Origin of the sequence: Acinetobacter sp. UBA1297, from assembly GCF_002307755.1 — a bacterium.
In the GTDB taxonomy this organism is placed as follows: domain Bacteria; phylum Pseudomonadota; class Gammaproteobacteria; order Pseudomonadales; family Moraxellaceae; genus Acinetobacter; species Acinetobacter radioresistens.
This window is the reverse complement of the sequence record NZ_DBUF01000021.1, coordinates 118,130-135,752: the sequence shown is the minus strand read 5'-3', so window position 1 is coordinate 135,752 and position 17,623 is coordinate 118,130. Positions and strand designations below refer to the sequence as shown.

The window sequence follows — 17,623 nt, the reverse complement described above, 5'->3', positions numbered from 1 at the left end:
CGGTCTGGGTAAAAAAAGCGGGAATACCAGCACCGCCGGCCCGCAGTTTTTCGGCCAGCGTACCTTGAGGGGTAAGTTCAACTTCAAGTTCACCACTCAGGTATTGACGCTCAAATTCTTTATTTTCTCCCACATAGGATGAAATCATTTTTTTGATCTGACGGGTAGCCAGCAGCTTCCCCAAACCGAAGTCATCTACTCCTGCATTATTGGAAATACAGGTCAGGTCTTTTACTCCGGTTTCTTTTAGAGCTGAAATTAGAGCTTCAGGAATACCACACAGGCCAAATCCGCCTACAGCAATCTGCTGACCATCCTGTACAATATCTTCTAACGCATCGGATGCTGAGGGATAAACTTTATTATTCATAGGACCTCATCCTTAATTTTTTATGGACTTTATACGGTGCAAAGTTTTTGTTTATAGGCCTGTGCAAATTTAGACGGATTAGGCCGATGCAATACCTCTGCAATATAGTCTGAGGCTGCCATCAGTTTTTCGAGCTGTATGCCCGTATAAAAACCCATCTGGCTAACAAGATAATAGACATCTTCAGTTGCAACATTACCTGAAGCACCTTTGGCATAAGGACAGCCACCAAGTCCCGAGATTGAAGAATCAAAGCTACGGATTCCTTGCTGAATCGACTCATAGATATTAGTAATTGCCATGCCATAAGTGTCATGAAAGTGCCCAGCCAAGGCTTCTTTTGGCAGGAGTTCAAAGCATTCTTTCCAGACTGCGCGAACCCTTAACGGTGTAGCGGTTCCAATAGTTTCACCTAACGATACTTCATAACAGCCCATGTCATATAAAGTCTTTGCAACTTCTGCAACTTTCTGAGGGGAAATTGCACCCTCGTAAGGGCAGTCCACCATACACGATACATAACCACGCACCCGAATATTATACTGTTTGGCCTGTTGTATAATATCTTGAAAACGTTCAAGGCTCTCCTGAATCGAACAATTAATATTTTTCTGAGTGAAGCTTTCTGAGGCTGCCGTAAAAACTGCAATTTCCTGACACTTCACCTGAAGGGCGGCTTCAAAACCTTTCAAATTAGGAGTTAGCAGACTCAGTGAAATATCATCCTGTTTCGGGAGCTGTGCATAAAGTTCATCACTGTTAGCCATTTGTGGAACCCACTTTGCCGATACACAAGAGCCCACTTCTATCGCTTTAATCCCCGTTGCCATCAGGCGAGTAAGAAACTCGTAACGCTGCTGAAAAGTGATCACACTTTTTTCATTTTGCAGGCCATCACGTGCACCGACTTCAACAATCCTGATACTTTCATTCATGCAGAGGCCTCCGCTTCAATACAGAAATCTAGCAATTCATCACCGGCAGCGACCTGATCACCCGACTGGAAGAACAGATTGTTAATGATACCGTCCTGTGGTGCCCGGATGGTATATTCAATTTTCATAGCTTCCAGTGTCATGAGCGGTTCATCTTTTTTGACCTGAGCAAACTGCTCTACCAGTACCTGAGTAATAATGCCTGGCATAGGTGCCTTAAGATTACCTGCTTCTTCAGCCTCACCTTCTACATGGGCATACGGATCAATAATTTCAAACTCATAGGGTTGTGCCTGTTCAAAGAGCACCAGACTTGAGTCACACTTTACAAAGCATAGCTTATGTTGATGATTATCTATCTGGAGATGGGCTGTATTAGATGCAGTCAGTTCGCCAGAAATTTTATAATCTTGATTATAGACCTTGACCAGATAGCCCTGTTTTAAGATAGCCAGTTCAATATCATAAATTTCCTGCTGATGGCGTAACTGAACATGGGTTTTAGCCTGCTGGTTCAATCGCCAGAAGTTAGGCTGTTGCCAAGGATCATGCGGCAGGGAGTGCTTTAACGTCTGCTGAAGCAGATGGAGGACAGCAGCTTGTGCCAGTAGAGATGGTTTAATCTCAGGCTTTGAACTGAACAGCTGGATATTTTCACGCTCGATCAGTCCAGTATCTAAGTTTGGCTGGCTAAATGATCCAGTTCCCACCAGACGGTGCAGGAAAGCTACATTATTACCCACACCCTGAATATAAAAGTTTTGCAAGGCATGCTGCATCTGGCGCAGTGCATCCTGACGGGTTTTGCCCCAGACAATCAGCTTGGCAATCATCGGGTCATAAAAACTGCTGATGCTGTCGCCCTGAATAATGCCGCTATCTACCCGCACATGCGCATTCTGCTGTGGGTATTGCAGGAAATGAATTTTACCAATCGAGGGTAAAAAGCCATTATCTGGATCTTCTGCATAAATCCGAGCTTCCAGGGCATGACCTTGAATAGAAAGATCTGCCTGAGCTCTAGGTAGAGGCTCACCATAGGCAACCCGTAGTTGCCACTCGACCAGATCCTGTCCGGTAATCATTTCAGTTACCGGATGTTCGACCTGCAGGCGAGTATTCATTTCCATAAAATAAGCTGTACCATCCTGCTCGACAATAAATTCGACTGTACCGGCACCTACGTAGTTAACAGCACGCGCGGCGTCAATTGCAGCCTGGCGCATGGCCTCAAGTTTTTCTTCTGGCATCAGCGGAGCAGGGGCTTCCTCCAGAACCTTCTGGTGACGGCGCTGTACTGAACAGTCACGCTCAAACAGATGAACATAATTGCCATGCTTGTCACCAAAAACCTGAACCTCAATGTGTCTTGGGCGCGTGACATAACGTTCAATTAATACTTCTTCATTACCAAAACTTGATCGAGCTTCGCTCTTGCATGAGGTCAGAGAACTTAAGAAGTCTTCACTGCGTTCCACCAGACGCATGCCTTTACCGCCACCACCTGCACTGGCTTTAATCAGCACCGGGTAGCCAATCGCATCGGCCTGCTGTTTTAAAAAATCTGGCTCCTGATTTTTGCCATGATAACCTGGTGTCAATGGCACACCGGCCTCTTCCATGAGTGCTTTAGAGGTAGCTTTTAGACCCATTGCCCGAATTGCTTCCACCGGCGGCCCAATAAATTCGATACCATTTTGCTGGCAGGCCAGTGCAAAATCATCATTTTCAGATAAAAAGCCATAACCCGGATGGATGGCTTCTGCACCGATTAGCAGTGCTGCTTCTATAATCCGTTCAATTTGCAGGTAACTTTCACTGGCTGGGGCACGACCAATACAGATGGCTTCATCTGCCTGTTTAACATGCTGTGCCTCGGCATCAGCTTCAGAATAAACCGCAACAGTTTGAATGCCGAGTTCCTTGGCAGTACGGATGACACGACAGGCAATTTCACCACGGTTCGCAATTAAAATTTTCTTAAACATAATCCTTTATCCTGCTTTTTATGATTTTGTGGAAAATGGCCTTAAGCGCACCAGTGCGGTGTACGTTTTTCCAAAAAGGCACTCAGGCCTTCTTGTGCCTCTTCGCCCAGCCGTAATCTTGCAATATGAGCTGCGGTCTGCTGCATAAGTTCAGCAGTCAGTTCCTGTTCGGCTACAGTGTCGATCAGTTGTTTGGAAGCCGTTTGTGCCTGCGGACTACCTAATAGCAGCTGTTCAATTATTTGTTGAATGCCTGTATCCAGTGCTTCGGCACTATAGACTTCATGAGCCAGTCCGATGGCTTTAGCCTGCTGTGCTGAAAGCCGCTCAGCAGTTAAAAAGTAACGTGAAGCCTGACGCGCACCAATGGCCCGAATCACATAGGGACTGATGGTAGAGGGAGCCAGTCCCAAACGTACTTCAGAGGTTGCAAACATTGCTTTTTCGCTGGCAATACATATATCACAGGCCGAGGCCAGGCCTAACCCGCCTCCTAGTGCTGCACCATGCACACGGGCAATGGTGGGCTGTCTAAGATGAGCCAGTTTATGCAGCATGGTGGCCAGCTTCATGGCATCCTGCTGGTTCTCTTCACTACTAAAATGACGGGCTGCTTTCATCCAGTTCAGGTCTGCGCCAGCAGAGAAATTTTTGCCGCGGCCTGCCAGTATCACCACACGAGTATTCACGTTTTGCTCTAGCGCATCAAAACACTGGCTGAGCTCGGCAATTAATTGTGCATTAAAGGCATTGTGCAGTTCTGGACGGTTTAGCCAGATATAGGTGGCTCCATTAGGCTGCTCTTCAATTTCAATCAGTTCAAAATGCTTCATGAATCTCTCCTACATGCGGAATACGCCAAAATGGGTTTCTTCAATTGGAGCATTCAAGGCCGCGGACAAACTGAGTGCAAGTACCTGACGGCTTTGTGCAGGATCAATTACCCCGTCATCCCACAGTCGGGCAGAGGCATAATAAGGATGGCCCTGGCGCTCGTACTGTTGTCGAATCGGATTTTTGAACTCGTCTTCCTGCTCGGCAGTCCAGTTTTCGCCTTTGCTCTCAATGGCATCGCGGCGTAAAGTGGCAAGAACACTAGCAGCCTGCTCGCCACCCATGACCGATATACGTGAATTAGGCCATGTCCACATAAAACGTGGTGAATATGCGCGGCCACACATGCCATAGTTTCCGGCCCCAAATGAGCCGCCGATTACCAGTGTGATTTTAGGAACTTTGGCTGTAGCAACTGCCATGACCAGTTTGGCACCATGTTTGGCAATTCCTTCATTTTCATACTGGCGGCCAACCATAAAGCCGGTAATATTCTGAATGAATAGCAGTGGAATTTTGCGTTGTGTACACAGCTCAATAAAATGTGCGCCTTTCTGGGCAGATTCGGAAAAGAGAATGCCATTATTGGCAATAATTCCAACTGGCATACCATACAGATGAGCGAAGCCTGTAATAAGCGTAGTTCCAAACCGTGCCTTGAATTCATCGAAGCGTGAACCATCAACAATTCGTGCAATGATTTCCCGTACATCAAAAGGTTTGCGGCTGTCACTCGGAATAATGCCATATAGCTCTTCGGCATCAAATAATGGTGATTCAATCTCTTTTAGCTGAAGCTGTGCTGCTTTTTTCCAGTTCAGGTTGGCTACAATCCTGCGGGCGATTCCAAGTGCATGCAGATCATTTTCAGCCAGATGGTCGGCAACACCGGAAAGACGGGTATGGACATCGCCACCGCCGAGATCTTCGCTAGTAACCACTTCGCCTGTGGCTGCCTTGACCAGTGGCGGGCCACCCAGAAAAATTGTGCCCTGATTACGCACAATAATAGTTTCATCCGACATGGCCGGTACATAGGCACCCCCTGCGGTACAGCTACCCATGACCACTGCAATTTGCGGAATGCCTTTGGCAGACATCTGTGCCTGATTATAGAAAATCCGGCCAAAATGGTCGCGGTCTGGAAATACTTCATCTTGGAGAGGCAGGAAAGCTCCACCCGAGTCTACCAGATAGATGCAGGGCAGCCGGTTCTGCTCGGCAATTTCCTGGGCCCGAAGGTGTTTTTTGACTGTAAGCGGATAATAGGTACCGCCTTTAACTGTGGCGTCATTGGCAATAATCATGCACTGTACATCATGCACCTGACCAATACCGGCAATTACACCGGCAGAAGGTACATCATTGTCATACAAGCCATAGGCAGCCAGCTGACCAATTTCCAGAAAAGGGCTGCCTGTATCTAGAAGGCGTTCAATACGCTGACGTGGTAGCAGTTTACCCCGGGCCAGATGTTTTTCTCGGGCTTTTTCTCCACCACCCAACTGGATTTTGGCAGCCAGCTGGTTTAGGTCATCGACCAGTTCCTGCATAGCCTGCTTATTCTGTTTGAATTCTTCACTACGGCTATTCATCTTGATTGCAATCTGGTTCATGGCAGTCATCCTTGTGCATTAAGGTTAAAGGGATCAGGCTGTTTCGTTGAACAGCTCACGGCCAATCAGCATGCGTCGGATTTCTGAAGTGCCGGCACCGATCTCATACAGTTTGGCATCGCGCCATAAACGCCCTGTAGCAAAGTCATTGATATAACCATTACCACCTAAAGTCTGAATTGCTTCACCGGCCATCCAAGTGGCTTTTTCAGCTGAATATAAAATGGCGCTCGCTGCATCTTTACGCAGAGCACGGCCATGATCTGCACGGTCACAGGCTTGACCTACGCTGTATACTAGAGCCTTGCAGGCCAGCCAGGTCGAATACATGTCGGCAATTTTGCCTTGCATTAACTGGAACTCGCCTAGTGCCTGACCGAACTGCTTACGTTCATGCAGGTAGGGCATTACAATATCCAGACAGGCATCCATAATGCCAAGCGGACCACCGCTTAGTACAGCGCGTTCATAATCAAGTCCACTCATGAGTACCTTGACACCATTGCCCACTCCACCCAGTACATTCTCGGCGGGTACTTTACAGTCATCAAAAAATAGAGGGTAAGTGTTAGAGCCGCGCATCCCCAGTTTGTCCAGATGCTGGCCATGACTAAAGCCTTTCATGTCTTTTTCAATTAAGAAGGCCGTCATGCCTTTGGCACCTGCCTGCAGATCGGTTTTGGCATAGACCACCAATACGTCAGCATCACCACCATTGGTGATCCACATTTTTGAACCATTTAATACATAGTGGTCGCCTTTCTGGTCAGCACGAAGTGTCATACTTACCACGTCTGAACCGGCATTCGGTTCAGACATTGCCAGCGCTCCTACATATTCACCAGATACCAGTTTTGGCAGGTAACGCTGTTTCTGTGCTTCAGTACCATGACGGTGAATCTGGTTGATACAGAGGTTAGAATGTGCACCATAAGACAAGCCAATAGATGCACTGGCCCGCGAAATTTCTTCCATGACCAGAATGTGAGCCAGATAACCCATATTACTGCCGCCGTACTCTTCAGAGACGGTCATGCCCAACAGGCCCATGTCACCCATTTTTTTCCACAGTTGCGCTGGAAACAGATTATCCTGATCGGCCTTGGCCGCAAGAGGCGCCACTTCCTTTTTGGCAAAGTTCTGAACCGATTCCTGTAGGGCTTTTAAGGTATTATCTATTCCAAAATCAATTGTTTGTAAATTCATTCTCTACCATCCTGTAGAACTGTATTTGTTATTTCGCAGCTGTATTTGTTGTGACCTGAGTTCACAATACAATTATTTTTTAAAAAAGTGAACCTTTATTCATAAAATGATTTATAATTCATTTTAAGGCGTGAAGTAAATAATATTTTTCTTATGAACTATAAAAGATCTTCTCTGATGGAAGAACGGATGGCGCAGAACCGACTGGCCATTTTACAGGCTACACGTGACCTGACTGCTCGTGGGGGATTTAAAGATGCCCAGATTAATGCCATTGCAGAACTGGCCGGTATTTCAAGCGGTCTGGTCTACCGTTACTTTAATTCAAAAAACCAGTTACTGGTGGAAGTCCTGACCGACGCTGCCATGCAGGAAATCCGCATTCTTGAGTCCATTTACCGGGAAGACCTGCCGCCAAAAGAAAAACTGTTTAAGGCAGTTACAGCCTTTGTAAAACGCGCACTTACCGGACCGCAGCTGGCTTATTCACTCATCTTCGAACCAGTCGATGTGGCTATCGAAATTGAGCGTGTACGGGTTAAGCAGCTAATCAAGAATGCCATTATTGATATTTTGAAAGAAGGGCAGGAAAGTGGAGATTTCAGTTTTGACGATGTCAATACTGCAGCCCTGTGTATTGTTGGTGCCATGACTTTTGCTGTAGTCGAGCCGATTGACCCGGCTCGCCGTAAAAAGTTTGATAAGCAGGACTTTGTCCGTTATGTAGCCGAGTTCTGTCTGCAGGCAGTCGTTCGTGCACCTCAACCGGTACAAGGAGAAAATTAACACCTAAACATGCCTGTTGTATGGATAAGAAAGAACTGAACAAAGAATTGCACATAACAATACGTAAAACACAATGAAAACCGGGGTCATGTATCGACCCCTAATAACAATCTGAAAAACACAATGACAATGAATCAAGGAGTAGGATTCAATGACAGATACACAATTAAGTTATGCATCTGGTGCAAGTGAGCAACCTTTACTGGGCATGACCATTGGACAGAAATTTGATCAGGCATGTGCGCAATATACTGCACAGGATGCCGTTGTCTCGGTTCACCAAAATCGTCGCATCAGTTATGCAGAATTGAGAACACTGGTTGATGCCTTTGCCTGTAATCTGCTTGAGCTGGGACTAAAAAAAGGTGATCGCCTTGCAATCTGGGCACCAAACTGTGTGGAATGGACCATTGCACAGTTTGCCACGGCTAAGGCAGGTATCATTCTGGTCAACCTGAATCCATCTTATCGCAGTCATGAACTTGAATATGTGCTTAACAAGGTGTCCTGTGTTGGCCTGATTATGGCAGTACAGTGCAAAACAAGTAACTTTAAGGAAATTTTACTCAAGATTGTTCCTGAGCTGCATGAAACTCAAAGCCGTGAACTGTCTTTACAGCGACTGCCACACTTAAAACATCTGATTAAAATTGATGATCAGGCTCATCCTGCTTTCCACTGTTTCGATGATTTACTGACTTCACCTACCTCAGAGCAGTTGCAGGCGCTGCAAAATATCGGTCAGGAATTACAATTCGATGAAACTATTAATATCCAGTTTACATCTGGTACTACCGGTAACCCCAAAGGGACCATGCTGACCCATAACAATATTCTGAATAATGGCTATTTTGTTGGTGAACGAATTTTACTTACTCCACAGGACAGGGTATGTATTTCGGTACCACTATTTCACTGTTTTGGTATGGTCATGGGAAATCTGGCCTGTGTAACTCATGGTTCTGCAATGGTCTATCCATGTGATGTGTTTAATCCACTTAGCAGTTTAAAAGCTATTGAACAGGAAAAATGTACGGCTGCTTATGGTGTGCCTACTATGTTTATTGCCATGCTGGAACATGAGCAGTTTAATGAGTTTGACCTGAGCAGCCTGCGTACCGGAATTATGGCGGGCAGTCCGTGTCCGCGTGAGATTATGCAGCGTGTGATCGACCGCATGCATATGTCACAAGTAACCATATGCTATGGCATGACTGAAACCTCGCCGGTAAGTGCCCAGAGTATGGTAGATGACCCGATTGAAACTAGGGTCAATACAGTGGGACGCATACATCCGCACGTAGAAATCAAGATTATCGACCGTAACGGCAAGATTGTACCGCGTGGCAAACTTGGCCAGCTATGTACCCGGGGCTATTCAGTCATGCTGGGCTATTGGGAAGATGAAGAAAAAACTAAAGAAGTGATTGATCAGACTGGCTGGATGCATACCGGAGATCTGGCGGAAATGGACCAGCAGGGCTTTATCCAGATTAAGGGCCGTATTAAAGATGTCGTCATTCGGGGAGGGGAAAACCTGTTCCCTAAAGAAATAGAGGATTTTTTATATACTCATCCCGATGTGTCTGATGTACAGGTTGTAGGTGTGCCTGACCAGAAATATGGTGAGGAACTTTGCGCCTGTATTATCCTGCATCCGCATAGTAATACCAGTGAAGAAATTATCCGACAGTACTGCAAGGAACATATCTCGCACCAGAAAGTGCCGCGTTATATCCGGTTTGTAACAGCTTTTCCTTTAACTGCTTCAGGCAAAGCCCAGAAATATAAAATCCGTGAAATGATGCAACAGGAACTCAATTTAAAGGTTTCCTAACTTGATAAACTTATAAAAAAGCAGGGCACTGGCCCTGCTTTTTGTGATATTTAGCATCTTAAATACTGATGCTGACAGTCAAAGAAGAACTGCTGGAAACCTGCTATAGAAAAATAATAAACTAAAAATGACCGGTCCATTCATCAAGAGACTGGTACTTGGCCAGCCACACGTGTAATTTATCAGTTCAATGCCGTTGATAAAAAATAAAAGGAATCACAGGTTGCATGTTTAAATCTTTTTTTCCACAACCCAAAGTATTTTTTCTGTCATTGCTGTTCTGGTTCATGGTCAACCTGCTACTCTGGTATGTAGCAGGCGGACGGGAGTGGGGAAGCTGGCTGGGCTTTCCATCAGATTATGCTCAGGCTGAACTGCCTATTGGGGTTAGCCGGTTCTGGTCTCCGGCATTTCTCTGGTTTTACCTGTGGTTCTTCGTAGCTACTGTGATCTTTGCCATTTTTTGGCGGTTTAAAGCAAATCATCCCTGGCAGCGCTGGTCGGTATGGGGCTCGGCATTTATTCTGTTTAATATCTGGTTTAGCGTACAGGTCAGTGTAGCCATTAATGCTTGGTATGGGCCATTTTGGGATTTAATTCAGCGAATGCTGAGTAGCGGTGGCGGTAATATCCGTGACCTGTATATGGGTACCTTGACCTTTTTATATATTGCTATGGTAGCAGTGACCATTATGGTCATTAATGCTTTCTTTACCAGTCATTATATCTTTCGTTGGCGTACCGCAATGAATGAGTACTATACCGCGCATTGGGACCGGTTACGTCATATTGAAGGAGCATCACAGCGGGTTCAGGAAGACACCATGCGTTTTGCCACTATTATGGAAGATTTAGGGGTCGAGCTGATTAAAGCAGTTATGGTTCTGGTTGCATTCCTGCCGATCTTATTTGAGCTCTCCCAGCATGTACCGGAACTGCCGCTGGTGGGGCAAGTAGAACACTCACTGGTCTGGGCAGCCATTGTCTGGGCTATCTTTGGTACGGTTCTGCTCATGGTGGTAGGCGTCAAGTTACCGGGCCTTGAGTTTAATAACCAGAAAGTTGAGGCAGCTTACCGTAAAGAGCTGGTATATGGTGAAGACTATGCAGACCGAGCCCAGCCGGCAACCTTAAAAGAGCTGTTTTCCCGCGTACGCCAGAACTATTTCCGTTTATATTTTCATTACGCCTATTTTAATCTGGTGGCAACCTGGTACCGCCAGCTTGATATCCTCTACAGTCTGGTCGTGCTTTTCCCTGCTATTGCAGCCGGCAAGATGACTTTGGGCCTGATCAACCAGATTGGTAACGTTTTCGATAAAGTCCGTGAATCATTTCAGTATCTGATTATGTCCTGGAAAACGATTATTGAGCTGTTATCGATCTATAAACGTCTCAAGACCTTTGAAGCCGTCCTGGATGATTAAACCTGCTTTTACTCCACCCGCCTCGGCGGGTTTTTTTAATATAAAAAATCTGGTCAATTCCTTATATACCGGTTTTACTGACCGTAAGCCGTAGTCTGTTATTACGCTACAGTATTCCGCTTATTATTAAGGGATTACAAACTTTTGATGTCTTTGGAACATTATCTTCATGGTTTCGCTATAAACTTTCTAATGCACCTATTTACACAGTCATAATAGGTAAGCCAGCAGCCAGTATGCTACAAATAAACGGTTTTATATAATTGGCCCAATATTAAAAAGCAGGGAAATACTATGGCACTTATATCCTTGAGTAAGCTTCGCGGACTTTTTATAGGGGCAACCTTACTAGGGGCCTCTCAGATTGCATTGGCTGGCCCAACGGTGGATCAGCTCAGTAACTGTTTGATGAAATCGACTACCGCCACTGATAAAACCGTAGTTCTGCAATGGACCTTTGTGGCATTGGGCAATCATCCGGACTTAAAGGCTTTTAGCAATGTGACCGCAACTCAAAAGGAAGCATTAGATAAGAATCTGGCCACTGTGCTGCAACGCATACTGGTAGAGCAATGTTCGGCACAGACCAAGGCGGTGATTCAGACTGAAGGTTTACAGGCGGTGGGAGATAGTTTTCAAGAGTTAGGCAGTATTACAGGTGAAGAAATTCTTAAAACGCCTGAAATTAAACAGCAGCTTAATGGTGTTCTGAAATATGTAGATTTGAATAAGCTGGTAACAACTTTCTTGACGCCGGATCTTTGGAATAAGTTGGGTGTTACCCGTTAAAATCTCGGATAAAAATAAGTTGTATAAGTAAAAAGCTGCGGTTCAAGTTTGTCTTAACCGCATCGTGATAAAACGTTGTTTAAGCTCATGCCAATTGGTCGAAATCCAGCACACAAAAGAACCCAAAGTCACCATGATTGCCCCAAGCCAAAAGGTTTTCGATAGGGGCGTTTGTAAAATCCACATCGACATGATGGATGAAAATATTGGGCTGAAATAAGACAGCGTGACCAGCATGGTGATATTGCCTCGGTTAATGCCAATATTCCATGCGGCATAACCTAAACCTGTCACGGTAGAGACCATCAGCATATACATCAATGTTGTGGCATCGATCTGAACGATGTGTGTCAATTGCTCAGGATGTAGTACCAGCATTTTGAGCCACAGCACTAGACTGGTGGCAATAAAAAAGAGGCTAATCGGATTATGTCCCTGACTGTATTTTTTAGTCATCACACAATACAGTGACCATAAACTTGCGCCTACAAATGCCAGTCCATAACTCAGCGGATTACTTTGCATATGGCTAATCACCGCAGCAAGATCAATCGCACCATTCCCGGTTTGAATATAGAACACGCCTGCAAGGCTAATCCCTAAACCTAAAATCACCCACTTATTGAAGTTCAGTTCTTTAAATAGAATCAGCATCAAGATGGTCATACTTGGCCACAGGTAATTGACCAAGCTGATTTCTATGGCTTGTTGTGCGTTTTGGGCAAGGGCAATGGCATAGGAAAAGCAGATTTCATAGACCACAAATAATGCCGTTGCACCAAAGAGATATTTGCGTGGAATGATTTTCAAGTTGGGAATGCGAAATAGGGCAAACAGCAGTACCGCACTTAAGCTATACATAAACAGCACAGCTAAATCTGCACCAATATTTGCACTAACTTTTTTGAGTAAACCCACGATAGACGACCACTGTAAGATGGCACTAAAGCCGATCAGGGTGGCGAGGTTCTTGGACATGTTAGTGAGCGGGATGGGAGAATGCGCAGATTCTATTCTAATTAATCAATTTCCAATATGGGAAAAGTGGCATTTTCTGAGCAGATTTCAAATTTCCGTTAAGAATAGCTTTATGATTTGAATATCCCGATGATGAGTTTAATGATCCAGAAAATCGGTGTAAAAATTAGCTCGATACCATCGGAAAGGTTGGCTAACTTGGAGTCTCGACTGCTTCGAGTTTTAGAGGGTGTAGTGATTTTGCTACGGGACTTGGGATGAAGCAGAAGCAAGATAATGAGCAGAATAAAGATCCCAAGACCAAAGAAAATATAGAGCTGTAATTGTTCAGGTGTCATTTTTATTTTTCTTCGGTTTGTTTTTGATTTTATAGCATGTTTTAAATCCTCTCCCTAGTCCTCTCCTTTAAAAAAGGAGATGGAACATCACGTATCGATTTGATTACACGACAAAATCCCCTTTTTTCAAAGGGGGATTTAGGGGGATTAGCGAACTTTGGTAAGTCCTAAGTCTTCGAGTTTGGCGATAGAGGATACTTTTTTGAAGGTCATTATTTAATATAAAGCAGTAAATGAATATTGGGGATTCAGGAAACTTTCTATAATTACCACAAGATTTTGATATAAAATAATTTTATTTGATAATTAAACGAAGTAGTTTGAAAATTTTATATCTGTTAGTCGCTATTGCTTGGGTTTTGACAGTAGGCAGCGCAATTTATTTTAAAATTGATTGGATAGGTTATGATTACAACACATGGGCTATTATATTCTCGGCTTTACATGGCTTGTTGGCAGCTATAATTGCGATGTTCGGAAGCAATTCGGGAGTTAGAAATTCAGCGAAAGCTTCTAACGGCTCAACAGTTATTCAGGCAGGCCGTGATATAAAATTAAAGGAAAAAGTTAAAAGTAAGAGTGAAAAGTAAGAATGTTAGAAAAGGTTAAAATGGAGGCAGAGGCTTCAGAAAATAGTACTGTTCAGCAAGCAGCTCGAGATATTTATAATGGCCCACAATTAATAGAAGCTGAAAATCAAAAAGTACAAGCAGAAATTCAACAATTTAAGCAAAGTATAAATACAATGCTAGAGTCAAAACTCACCACTAGTTCTAACTCTGATCAAGAAGCGATAAAAATTCTTTCAAAAGTGACAGATGCAAATTTTCAATATCTATTTCATGAGGGACTAAAAAATATTATTAGGAGAAAAGAGAATTCGTCTAAGCAACTCTTAATTGAACTATTATCAAAAAAATTAGATTCAGATGAAGCAGATGATAATAGCTATATTCTTGATGATGCAATTGAGACATTAAGTAATATTTCAAAAAATCAAATCAATTTTTTAGGTTTTTTAACTGCTATTAGAAATTTGACTATTAATATTACATATCAAGGAGAGGATTTTAACTGTCGAAATTTGGTAAGTATGTTAAATCAAAAAGGCTTACAACAAGATGAGATCGAAAAGATTAAAAATCTTTCTTTTACAGAGTATTTGAAAGGCTTAAATACTTTAACTGAATATTTTTTAAGTCTTTATCCCGCTTCTGTTGATGTTGATTATTTGGCATCCAAGGGTCTAATATTTACGGAAACTAAATCATTTACATTAAAGAGTACTGATTTAATTCTTCAAAATCTATATGGGACTGAAAATTTCGAAAATCTCGAAAAAAATCTGGATATTTTAGTTCCTCGACTATCTATGTTACTTAACCACTATGGAGTTAAGAGTGTCGATGAATTACCCACTTATAGTAGTAAAGGGCTAATAATCGGAAATATTATTTTTAATAAATTTCTAAAAAACCCGCTCTAAAGCGGGTTTTTTTAGAAAAAGATCAGATTAACCAATCAATTTTTTCATTAATTCATTTACTTGTGCAGGGTTGGCTTTACCCTTAGACGCTTTCATCACTTGACCAACAAGACCGTTGAAAGCTTTCTCTTTACCAGATTTATACTCTTCAACCATCTTCTCGTTGGCAGCAAGTACTTCCTTAATAATTGCTTCAATCGCGCCTGTATCAGTTTCCTGTTTCAAGCCTTTTTCCGCAATAATTTCGTCCGCAGTTTTGCCTTCTTCCCACATAAAGCCGAACACTTGTTTTGCGATCTTACCGCTAATCGTATTGTCTACAATACGGGCGATCATGCCGCCAAGTTTCTCAGCAGTCACAGGAGAGTCAGCAAGATCTAAGCTGGCTTTATTTAAAGCCCCTGAGAATTCACCCATCACCCAGTTTGCAGCAATCTTACCTTGCGCAGCACCGCCAGCAGCCTTAACGACTTCTTCGTAGAACTCTGACATTTCACGAGTCAGCGTTAATACGTGTGCATCGTACTCAGTCACACCAAAGTCAGCTACGAAACGCGCACGACGTGCAGCAGGAAGCTCAGGCATGGTCGCTTTAATTGCTTCGATTTGCTCATCTGCAATCACTACAGGCAACAAGTCTGGGTCAGGGAAGTAGCGGTAATCGTTCGCTTCTTCTTTTGAACGCATTGAACGCGTTTCCATCTTCACAGGGTCAAATAAACGTGTTTCTTGGTCAATCGTGCCATCCCATTCAAGGATTTCCATTTGACGTTCGATTTCCACGTTAATCGCTTGTTCAATGAAACGGAATGAGTTGAGGTTTTTCAACTCACAACGTGTACCGAACGGTTGACCCGGACGGCGTAAAGACACGTTACAATCGGCACGGAACGAACCTTCTGCCATGTTACCGTCAGAGATCCCTAACCAACGCACTAGCGTGTGAATCGCTTTAATGTAGGCAACCGCTTCTTCAACTGAGCGCATATCCGGTTCAGATACGATCTCTAAAAGTGGCGTACCTGCACGGTTCAAGTCAATGCCTGACATGCCTTCAAACTGGTCATGGATTGATTTACCAGCATCTTCCTCAAGGTGCGCACGCGTCACGCCAATGCGTTTAACTGTACCATCTTCAAGCTGGATGTCGATATGACCCAAGCCCACAATCGGATTGTCCATCTGGCTGATTTGATAGCCTTTTGGAGAATCCGGGTAAAAGTAGTTTTTACGTGCAAACACAGATGCTTGGTCAATGTAGGCATCAATACCCAAACCAAAGCGAATCGCTAAATCCACTACTTCTTTGTTGAGTACTGGCAATACGCCCGGCATGGCCAGATCAACCAGGCTGGCTTGTGTATTTGGGTCTTGACCGAATTCAGTCGATGAACCTGAGAAGATTTTCGATTTGGTCGCAAGTTGAGTGTGAATCTCGATACCAATAACGACTTCCCAACCATCAATCAGGTTGGACTTCGGTTTAGCCGATTTTTGAGCTTGAGCCATTATGCATTCTCCTCAGCAATTGCCGCACGTTGGGTGTGCCAGTCGGTTACCTGCTGATACTGGTGTACTACAGACAGCAGTTGTGACTCAGACCAGTAATTACCAATCAGTTGCAGGCCTACAGGCAGCTGGTTGGCATCGAAACCAATTGGCGCATTAATAGCTGGCAGACCGGCAAGGTTGACCGCAAGGGTATAGATATCGCCCAGATACATGGCTACCGTATCTTGTGCAGCACCCAGTTGATAGGCAGTAGTCGGTGCGCTTGGAGCTGCAATCACATCGACCTGTTCAAAGGCTTTCAGAAAATCCTGCTGAATCAGGCGACGAACTTTCTGGGCTTTGACATAGTAAGCATCATAATAACCGGCTGAAAGGGCATAGGTTCCAATCAGGATCCGGCGCTGGACTTCTGTACCAAAACCTTCCGAACGCGAACGTTTGTAAAGATCCATCAAGTCCACCGGATTTTCACAGCGATAGCCATAACGCACGCCGTCATAACGTGACAGGTTGGATGAGGCCTCGGCCGGAGCAATCAGATAATAAGTCGGAACGTAAGCCTCAGTCATGTTCAGGTCAATTTCAACCAGAATCGCGCCCATTTCTTCGAGCTTTTTCAATGACTCTTCAACACGCGCTTTCACTTCAGCATTCAACCCATCAACCTGAAAATACTGCTTAGGAATACCAATACGTAAACCTTTAACAGAAGCTGTATTCAAGTTGGCTACATAATCGTCGACTTCCTGATTCATGGAGGTCGAGTCTTTTTCATCATGGCCGGCCATGACATTCATCAAATAAGCGCAGTCTTCAGCAGAACGTGCCATCGGGCCACCTTGATCCAGTGACGAGGCATACGCAATCATTCCGAAACGGGATACACGGCCATAGGTAGGTTTCAGACCAGTGAGACCACAAAAAGATGCAGGCTGACGGATTGAACCACCGGTATCGGTGCCGGTGGCAAACGGAGCAAGATCTGCTGCCACAGCCGCTGCCGAACCACCCGATGATCCACCCGGTACACAGCTTAAATTCCACGGGTTTTTGGTCGCACCGTAAAATGAATTCTCGGAGGTTGAACCCATAGCGAATTCATCCATATTCACTTTACCCAGTGTGACCAGACCGGCTGCTTTGCCCTTGGCAACTACGGTAGCATCGTAAGGGGAAATAAAGTTGTCCAGCATTTTAGAGCCGGCAGTGGTTTTAATACCTTGAGTACAGAAAATATCTTTATGTGCGATAGGTACGCCAGTAAGTACAGTTGCGGTACCGGTTTTAATCGCAGCATCAGCAGCATCAGCTTGAGCCAGTGCCTGTTCGGCAGTTACAGTGACATAGCTGTTAACCTGCGCATCAATTTTTTCAATACGGTTTAAATAGTGCTGAGTCAATTCGCGTGAGGAAAACTGGGCTGTTTTTAAGCCTTCGGCAAGTTCACGAATCGATAAACGATGCAAATCAGTCATGAGTTAAATTCTTTTAGGTTCAGTTTTGAAGTATAGAAGTTGACCA

The 17,623-nt window shown here is 44.3% G+C and carries 16 protein-coding genes; 6 read left to right on the top strand and 10 right to left on the bottom strand.

Annotated features, from left to right (window positions below; all coding sequences use genetic code 11):
• The 6 genes from B3R63_RS10150 to B3R63_RS10125 all read right to left on the bottom strand — a co-directional run.
• A partial coding sequence (locus B3R63_RS10150) for a CoA transferase subunit A (RefSeq protein WP_286730905.1) occupies positions 1-370 on the bottom strand: 370 nt, incomplete at its 3' end.
• A 29-nt stretch (positions 371-399) separates the two neighbouring features.
• Positions 400-1,305 carry a hydroxymethylglutaryl-CoA lyase gene (locus tag B3R63_RS10145; RefSeq protein WP_286730903.1) on the bottom strand — a complete coding sequence of 302 codons (906 nt, stop codon included), beginning with the start codon at positions 1,303-1,305 and terminating at the stop codon, positions 400-402.
• A complete protein-coding gene (locus tag B3R63_RS10140) occupies positions 1,302-3,293 on the bottom strand; it encodes an acetyl/propionyl/methylcrotonyl-CoA carboxylase subunit alpha (protein ID WP_286730902.1) in 1,992 nt (663 codons plus the stop codon). The genes B3R63_RS10145 and B3R63_RS10140 overlap by 4 nt, the downstream gene beginning before the upstream one ends.
• 41 nt (positions 3,294-3,334) lie before the next feature.
• Complete coding sequence (locus B3R63_RS10135) at positions 3,335-4,126, bottom strand: enoyl-CoA hydratase-related protein (RefSeq protein WP_151838809.1); 792 nt, start codon at positions 4,124-4,126, stop codon at positions 3,335-3,337.
• Positions 4,127-4,135: 9 nt separating this feature from the next.
• Positions 4,136-5,743, bottom strand: a complete 1,608-nt coding sequence (locus B3R63_RS10130) for a carboxyl transferase domain-containing protein (protein ID WP_005024864.1) — start codon at positions 5,741-5,743, stop codon at positions 4,136-4,138.
• 33 nt (positions 5,744-5,776) lie between these two features.
• Entirely contained in the window at positions 5,777-6,949 is a 1,173-nt protein-coding gene (locus tag B3R63_RS10125) for an isovaleryl-CoA dehydrogenase (protein ID WP_005016014.1), read from the bottom strand.
• A gap of 153 nt (positions 6,950-7,102) precedes the next feature.
• On the opposite strand from B3R63_RS10125, the gene B3R63_RS10120 reads away from it, so the two are divergent.
• The 4 genes from B3R63_RS10120 to B3R63_RS10105 all read left to right on the top strand — a co-directional run bounded on the left by B3R63_RS10120 (position 7,103) and on the right by B3R63_RS10105 (position 11,788).
• The gene (locus tag B3R63_RS10120) at positions 7,103-7,735 is read left to right on the top strand and encodes a TetR/AcrR family transcriptional regulator (protein ID WP_005404936.1); all 633 of its coding nucleotides are present in this window, start codon (positions 7,103-7,105) and stop codon (positions 7,733-7,735) included.
• A gap of 151 nt (positions 7,736-7,886) precedes the next feature.
• Complete coding sequence (locus tag B3R63_RS10115) at positions 7,887-9,572, top strand: AMP-binding protein (protein ID WP_005016010.1); 1,686 nt, start codon at positions 7,887-7,889, stop codon at positions 9,570-9,572.
• A gap of 227 nt (positions 9,573-9,799) precedes the next feature.
• Complete coding sequence (gene sbmA, locus B3R63_RS10110; RefSeq protein WP_151838808.1) at positions 9,800-10,999, top strand: peptide antibiotic transporter SbmA; 1,200 nt, start codon at positions 9,800-9,802, stop codon at positions 10,997-10,999.
• A gap of 294 nt (positions 11,000-11,293) precedes the next feature.
• A complete protein-coding gene (locus tag B3R63_RS10105) occupies positions 11,294-11,788 on the top strand; it encodes a hypothetical protein (protein WP_151838807.1) in 495 nt (164 codons plus the stop codon).
• A 42-nt stretch (positions 11,789-11,830) separates the two neighbouring features.
• Here B3R63_RS10105 and yddG read toward each other — a convergent pair whose 3' ends face one another.
• Complete coding sequence (gene yddG / locus B3R63_RS10100; protein ID WP_005404319.1) at positions 11,831-12,766, bottom strand: aromatic amino acid DMT transporter YddG; 936 nt, start codon at positions 12,764-12,766, stop codon at positions 11,831-11,833.
• A 110-nt stretch (positions 12,767-12,876) separates the two neighbouring features.
• Complete coding sequence (locus B3R63_RS10095; protein ID WP_039900692.1) at positions 12,877-13,104, bottom strand: hypothetical protein; 228 nt, start codon at positions 13,102-13,104, stop codon at positions 12,877-12,879.
• Between the two features lie 320 nt (positions 13,105-13,424).
• Here B3R63_RS10095 and B3R63_RS10090 point away from each other — a divergent pair, with 320 nt between their 5' ends.
• Positions 13,425-13,694, top strand: coding sequence for a hypothetical protein (locus tag B3R63_RS10090; protein ID WP_144745098.1), 270 nt, complete (start codon positions 13,425-13,427; stop codon positions 13,692-13,694).
• Between the two features lie 2 nt (positions 13,695-13,696).
• Entirely contained in the window at positions 13,697-14,590 is an 894-nt protein-coding gene (locus B3R63_RS10085) for an LPO_1073/Vpar_1526 family protein (RefSeq protein ID WP_151838805.1), read from the top strand.
• 27 nt (positions 14,591-14,617) lie between these two features.
• Here the strand turns inward: B3R63_RS10085 and gatB are convergent, their stop codons facing one another.
• A complete protein-coding gene (gene gatB, locus B3R63_RS10080; protein ID WP_151838804.1) occupies positions 14,618-16,099 on the bottom strand; it encodes an Asp-tRNA(Asn)/Glu-tRNA(Gln) amidotransferase subunit GatB in 1,482 nt (493 codons plus the stop codon).
• Positions 16,099-17,577: an Asp-tRNA(Asn)/Glu-tRNA(Gln) amidotransferase subunit GatA gene (gene gatA, locus B3R63_RS10075; RefSeq protein WP_119878473.1), complete on the bottom strand. Its 1,479-nt coding sequence runs from the start codon at positions 17,575-17,577 to the stop codon at positions 16,099-16,101. The genes gatB and gatA overlap by 1 nt, the downstream gene beginning before the upstream one ends.
• Positions 17,578-17,623: the final 46 nt, after the last annotated feature.

What these genes read in the sequence shown, in the direction of transcription:
- sbmA (WP_151838808.1), top strand. Translation starts at nt 9,800, where the DNA reads ATGTTTAAATCTTTTTTTCCACAACCCAAAGTATTTTTTCTGTCATTG.
- gatB (WP_151838804.1), bottom strand. Translation starts at nt 16,099, where the DNA reads ATGGCTCAAGCTCAAAAATCGGCTAAACCGAAGTCCAACCTGATTGAT.
- B3R63_RS10145 (WP_286730903.1), bottom strand. Translation starts at nt 1,305, where the DNA reads ATGAATGAAAGTATCAGGATTGTTGAAGTCGGTGCACGTGATGGCCTG.
- gatA (WP_119878473.1), bottom strand. Translation starts at nt 17,577, where the DNA reads ATGACTGATTTGCATCGTTTATCGATTCGTGAACTTGCCGAAGGCTTA.
- B3R63_RS10115 (WP_005016010.1), top strand. Translation starts at nt 7,887, where the DNA reads ATGACAGATACACAATTAAGTTATGCATCTGGTGCAAGTGAGCAACCT.
- B3R63_RS10120 (WP_005404936.1), top strand. Translation starts at nt 7,103, where the DNA reads ATGAACTATAAAAGATCTTCTCTGATGGAAGAACGGATGGCGCAGAAC.
- yddG (WP_005404319.1), bottom strand. Translation starts at nt 12,766, where the DNA reads ATGTCCAAGAACCTCGCCACCCTGATCGGCTTTAGTGCCATCTTACAG.
- B3R63_RS10130 (WP_005024864.1), bottom strand. Translation starts at nt 5,743, where the DNA reads ATGAACCAGATTGCAATCAAGATGAATAGCCGTAGTGAAGAATTCAAA.
- B3R63_RS10095 (WP_039900692.1), bottom strand. Translation starts at nt 13,104, where the DNA reads ATGACACCTGAACAATTACAGCTCTATATTTTCTTTGGTCTTGGGATC.
- B3R63_RS10135 (WP_151838809.1), bottom strand. Translation starts at nt 4,126, where the DNA reads ATGAAGCATTTTGAACTGATTGAAATTGAAGAGCAGCCTAATGGAGCC.
- B3R63_RS10140 (WP_286730902.1), bottom strand. Translation starts at nt 3,293, where the DNA reads ATGTTTAAGAAAATTTTAATTGCGAACCGTGGTGAAATTGCCTGTCGT.
- B3R63_RS10105 (WP_151838807.1), top strand. Translation starts at nt 11,294, where the DNA reads ATGGCACTTATATCCTTGAGTAAGCTTCGCGGACTTTTTATAGGGGCA.
- B3R63_RS10125 (WP_005016014.1), bottom strand. Translation starts at nt 6,949, where the DNA reads ATGAATTTACAAACAATTGATTTTGGAATAGATAATACCTTAAAAGCC.
- B3R63_RS10085 (WP_151838805.1), top strand. Translation starts at nt 13,697, where the DNA reads ATGTTAGAAAAGGTTAAAATGGAGGCAGAGGCTTCAGAAAATAGTACT.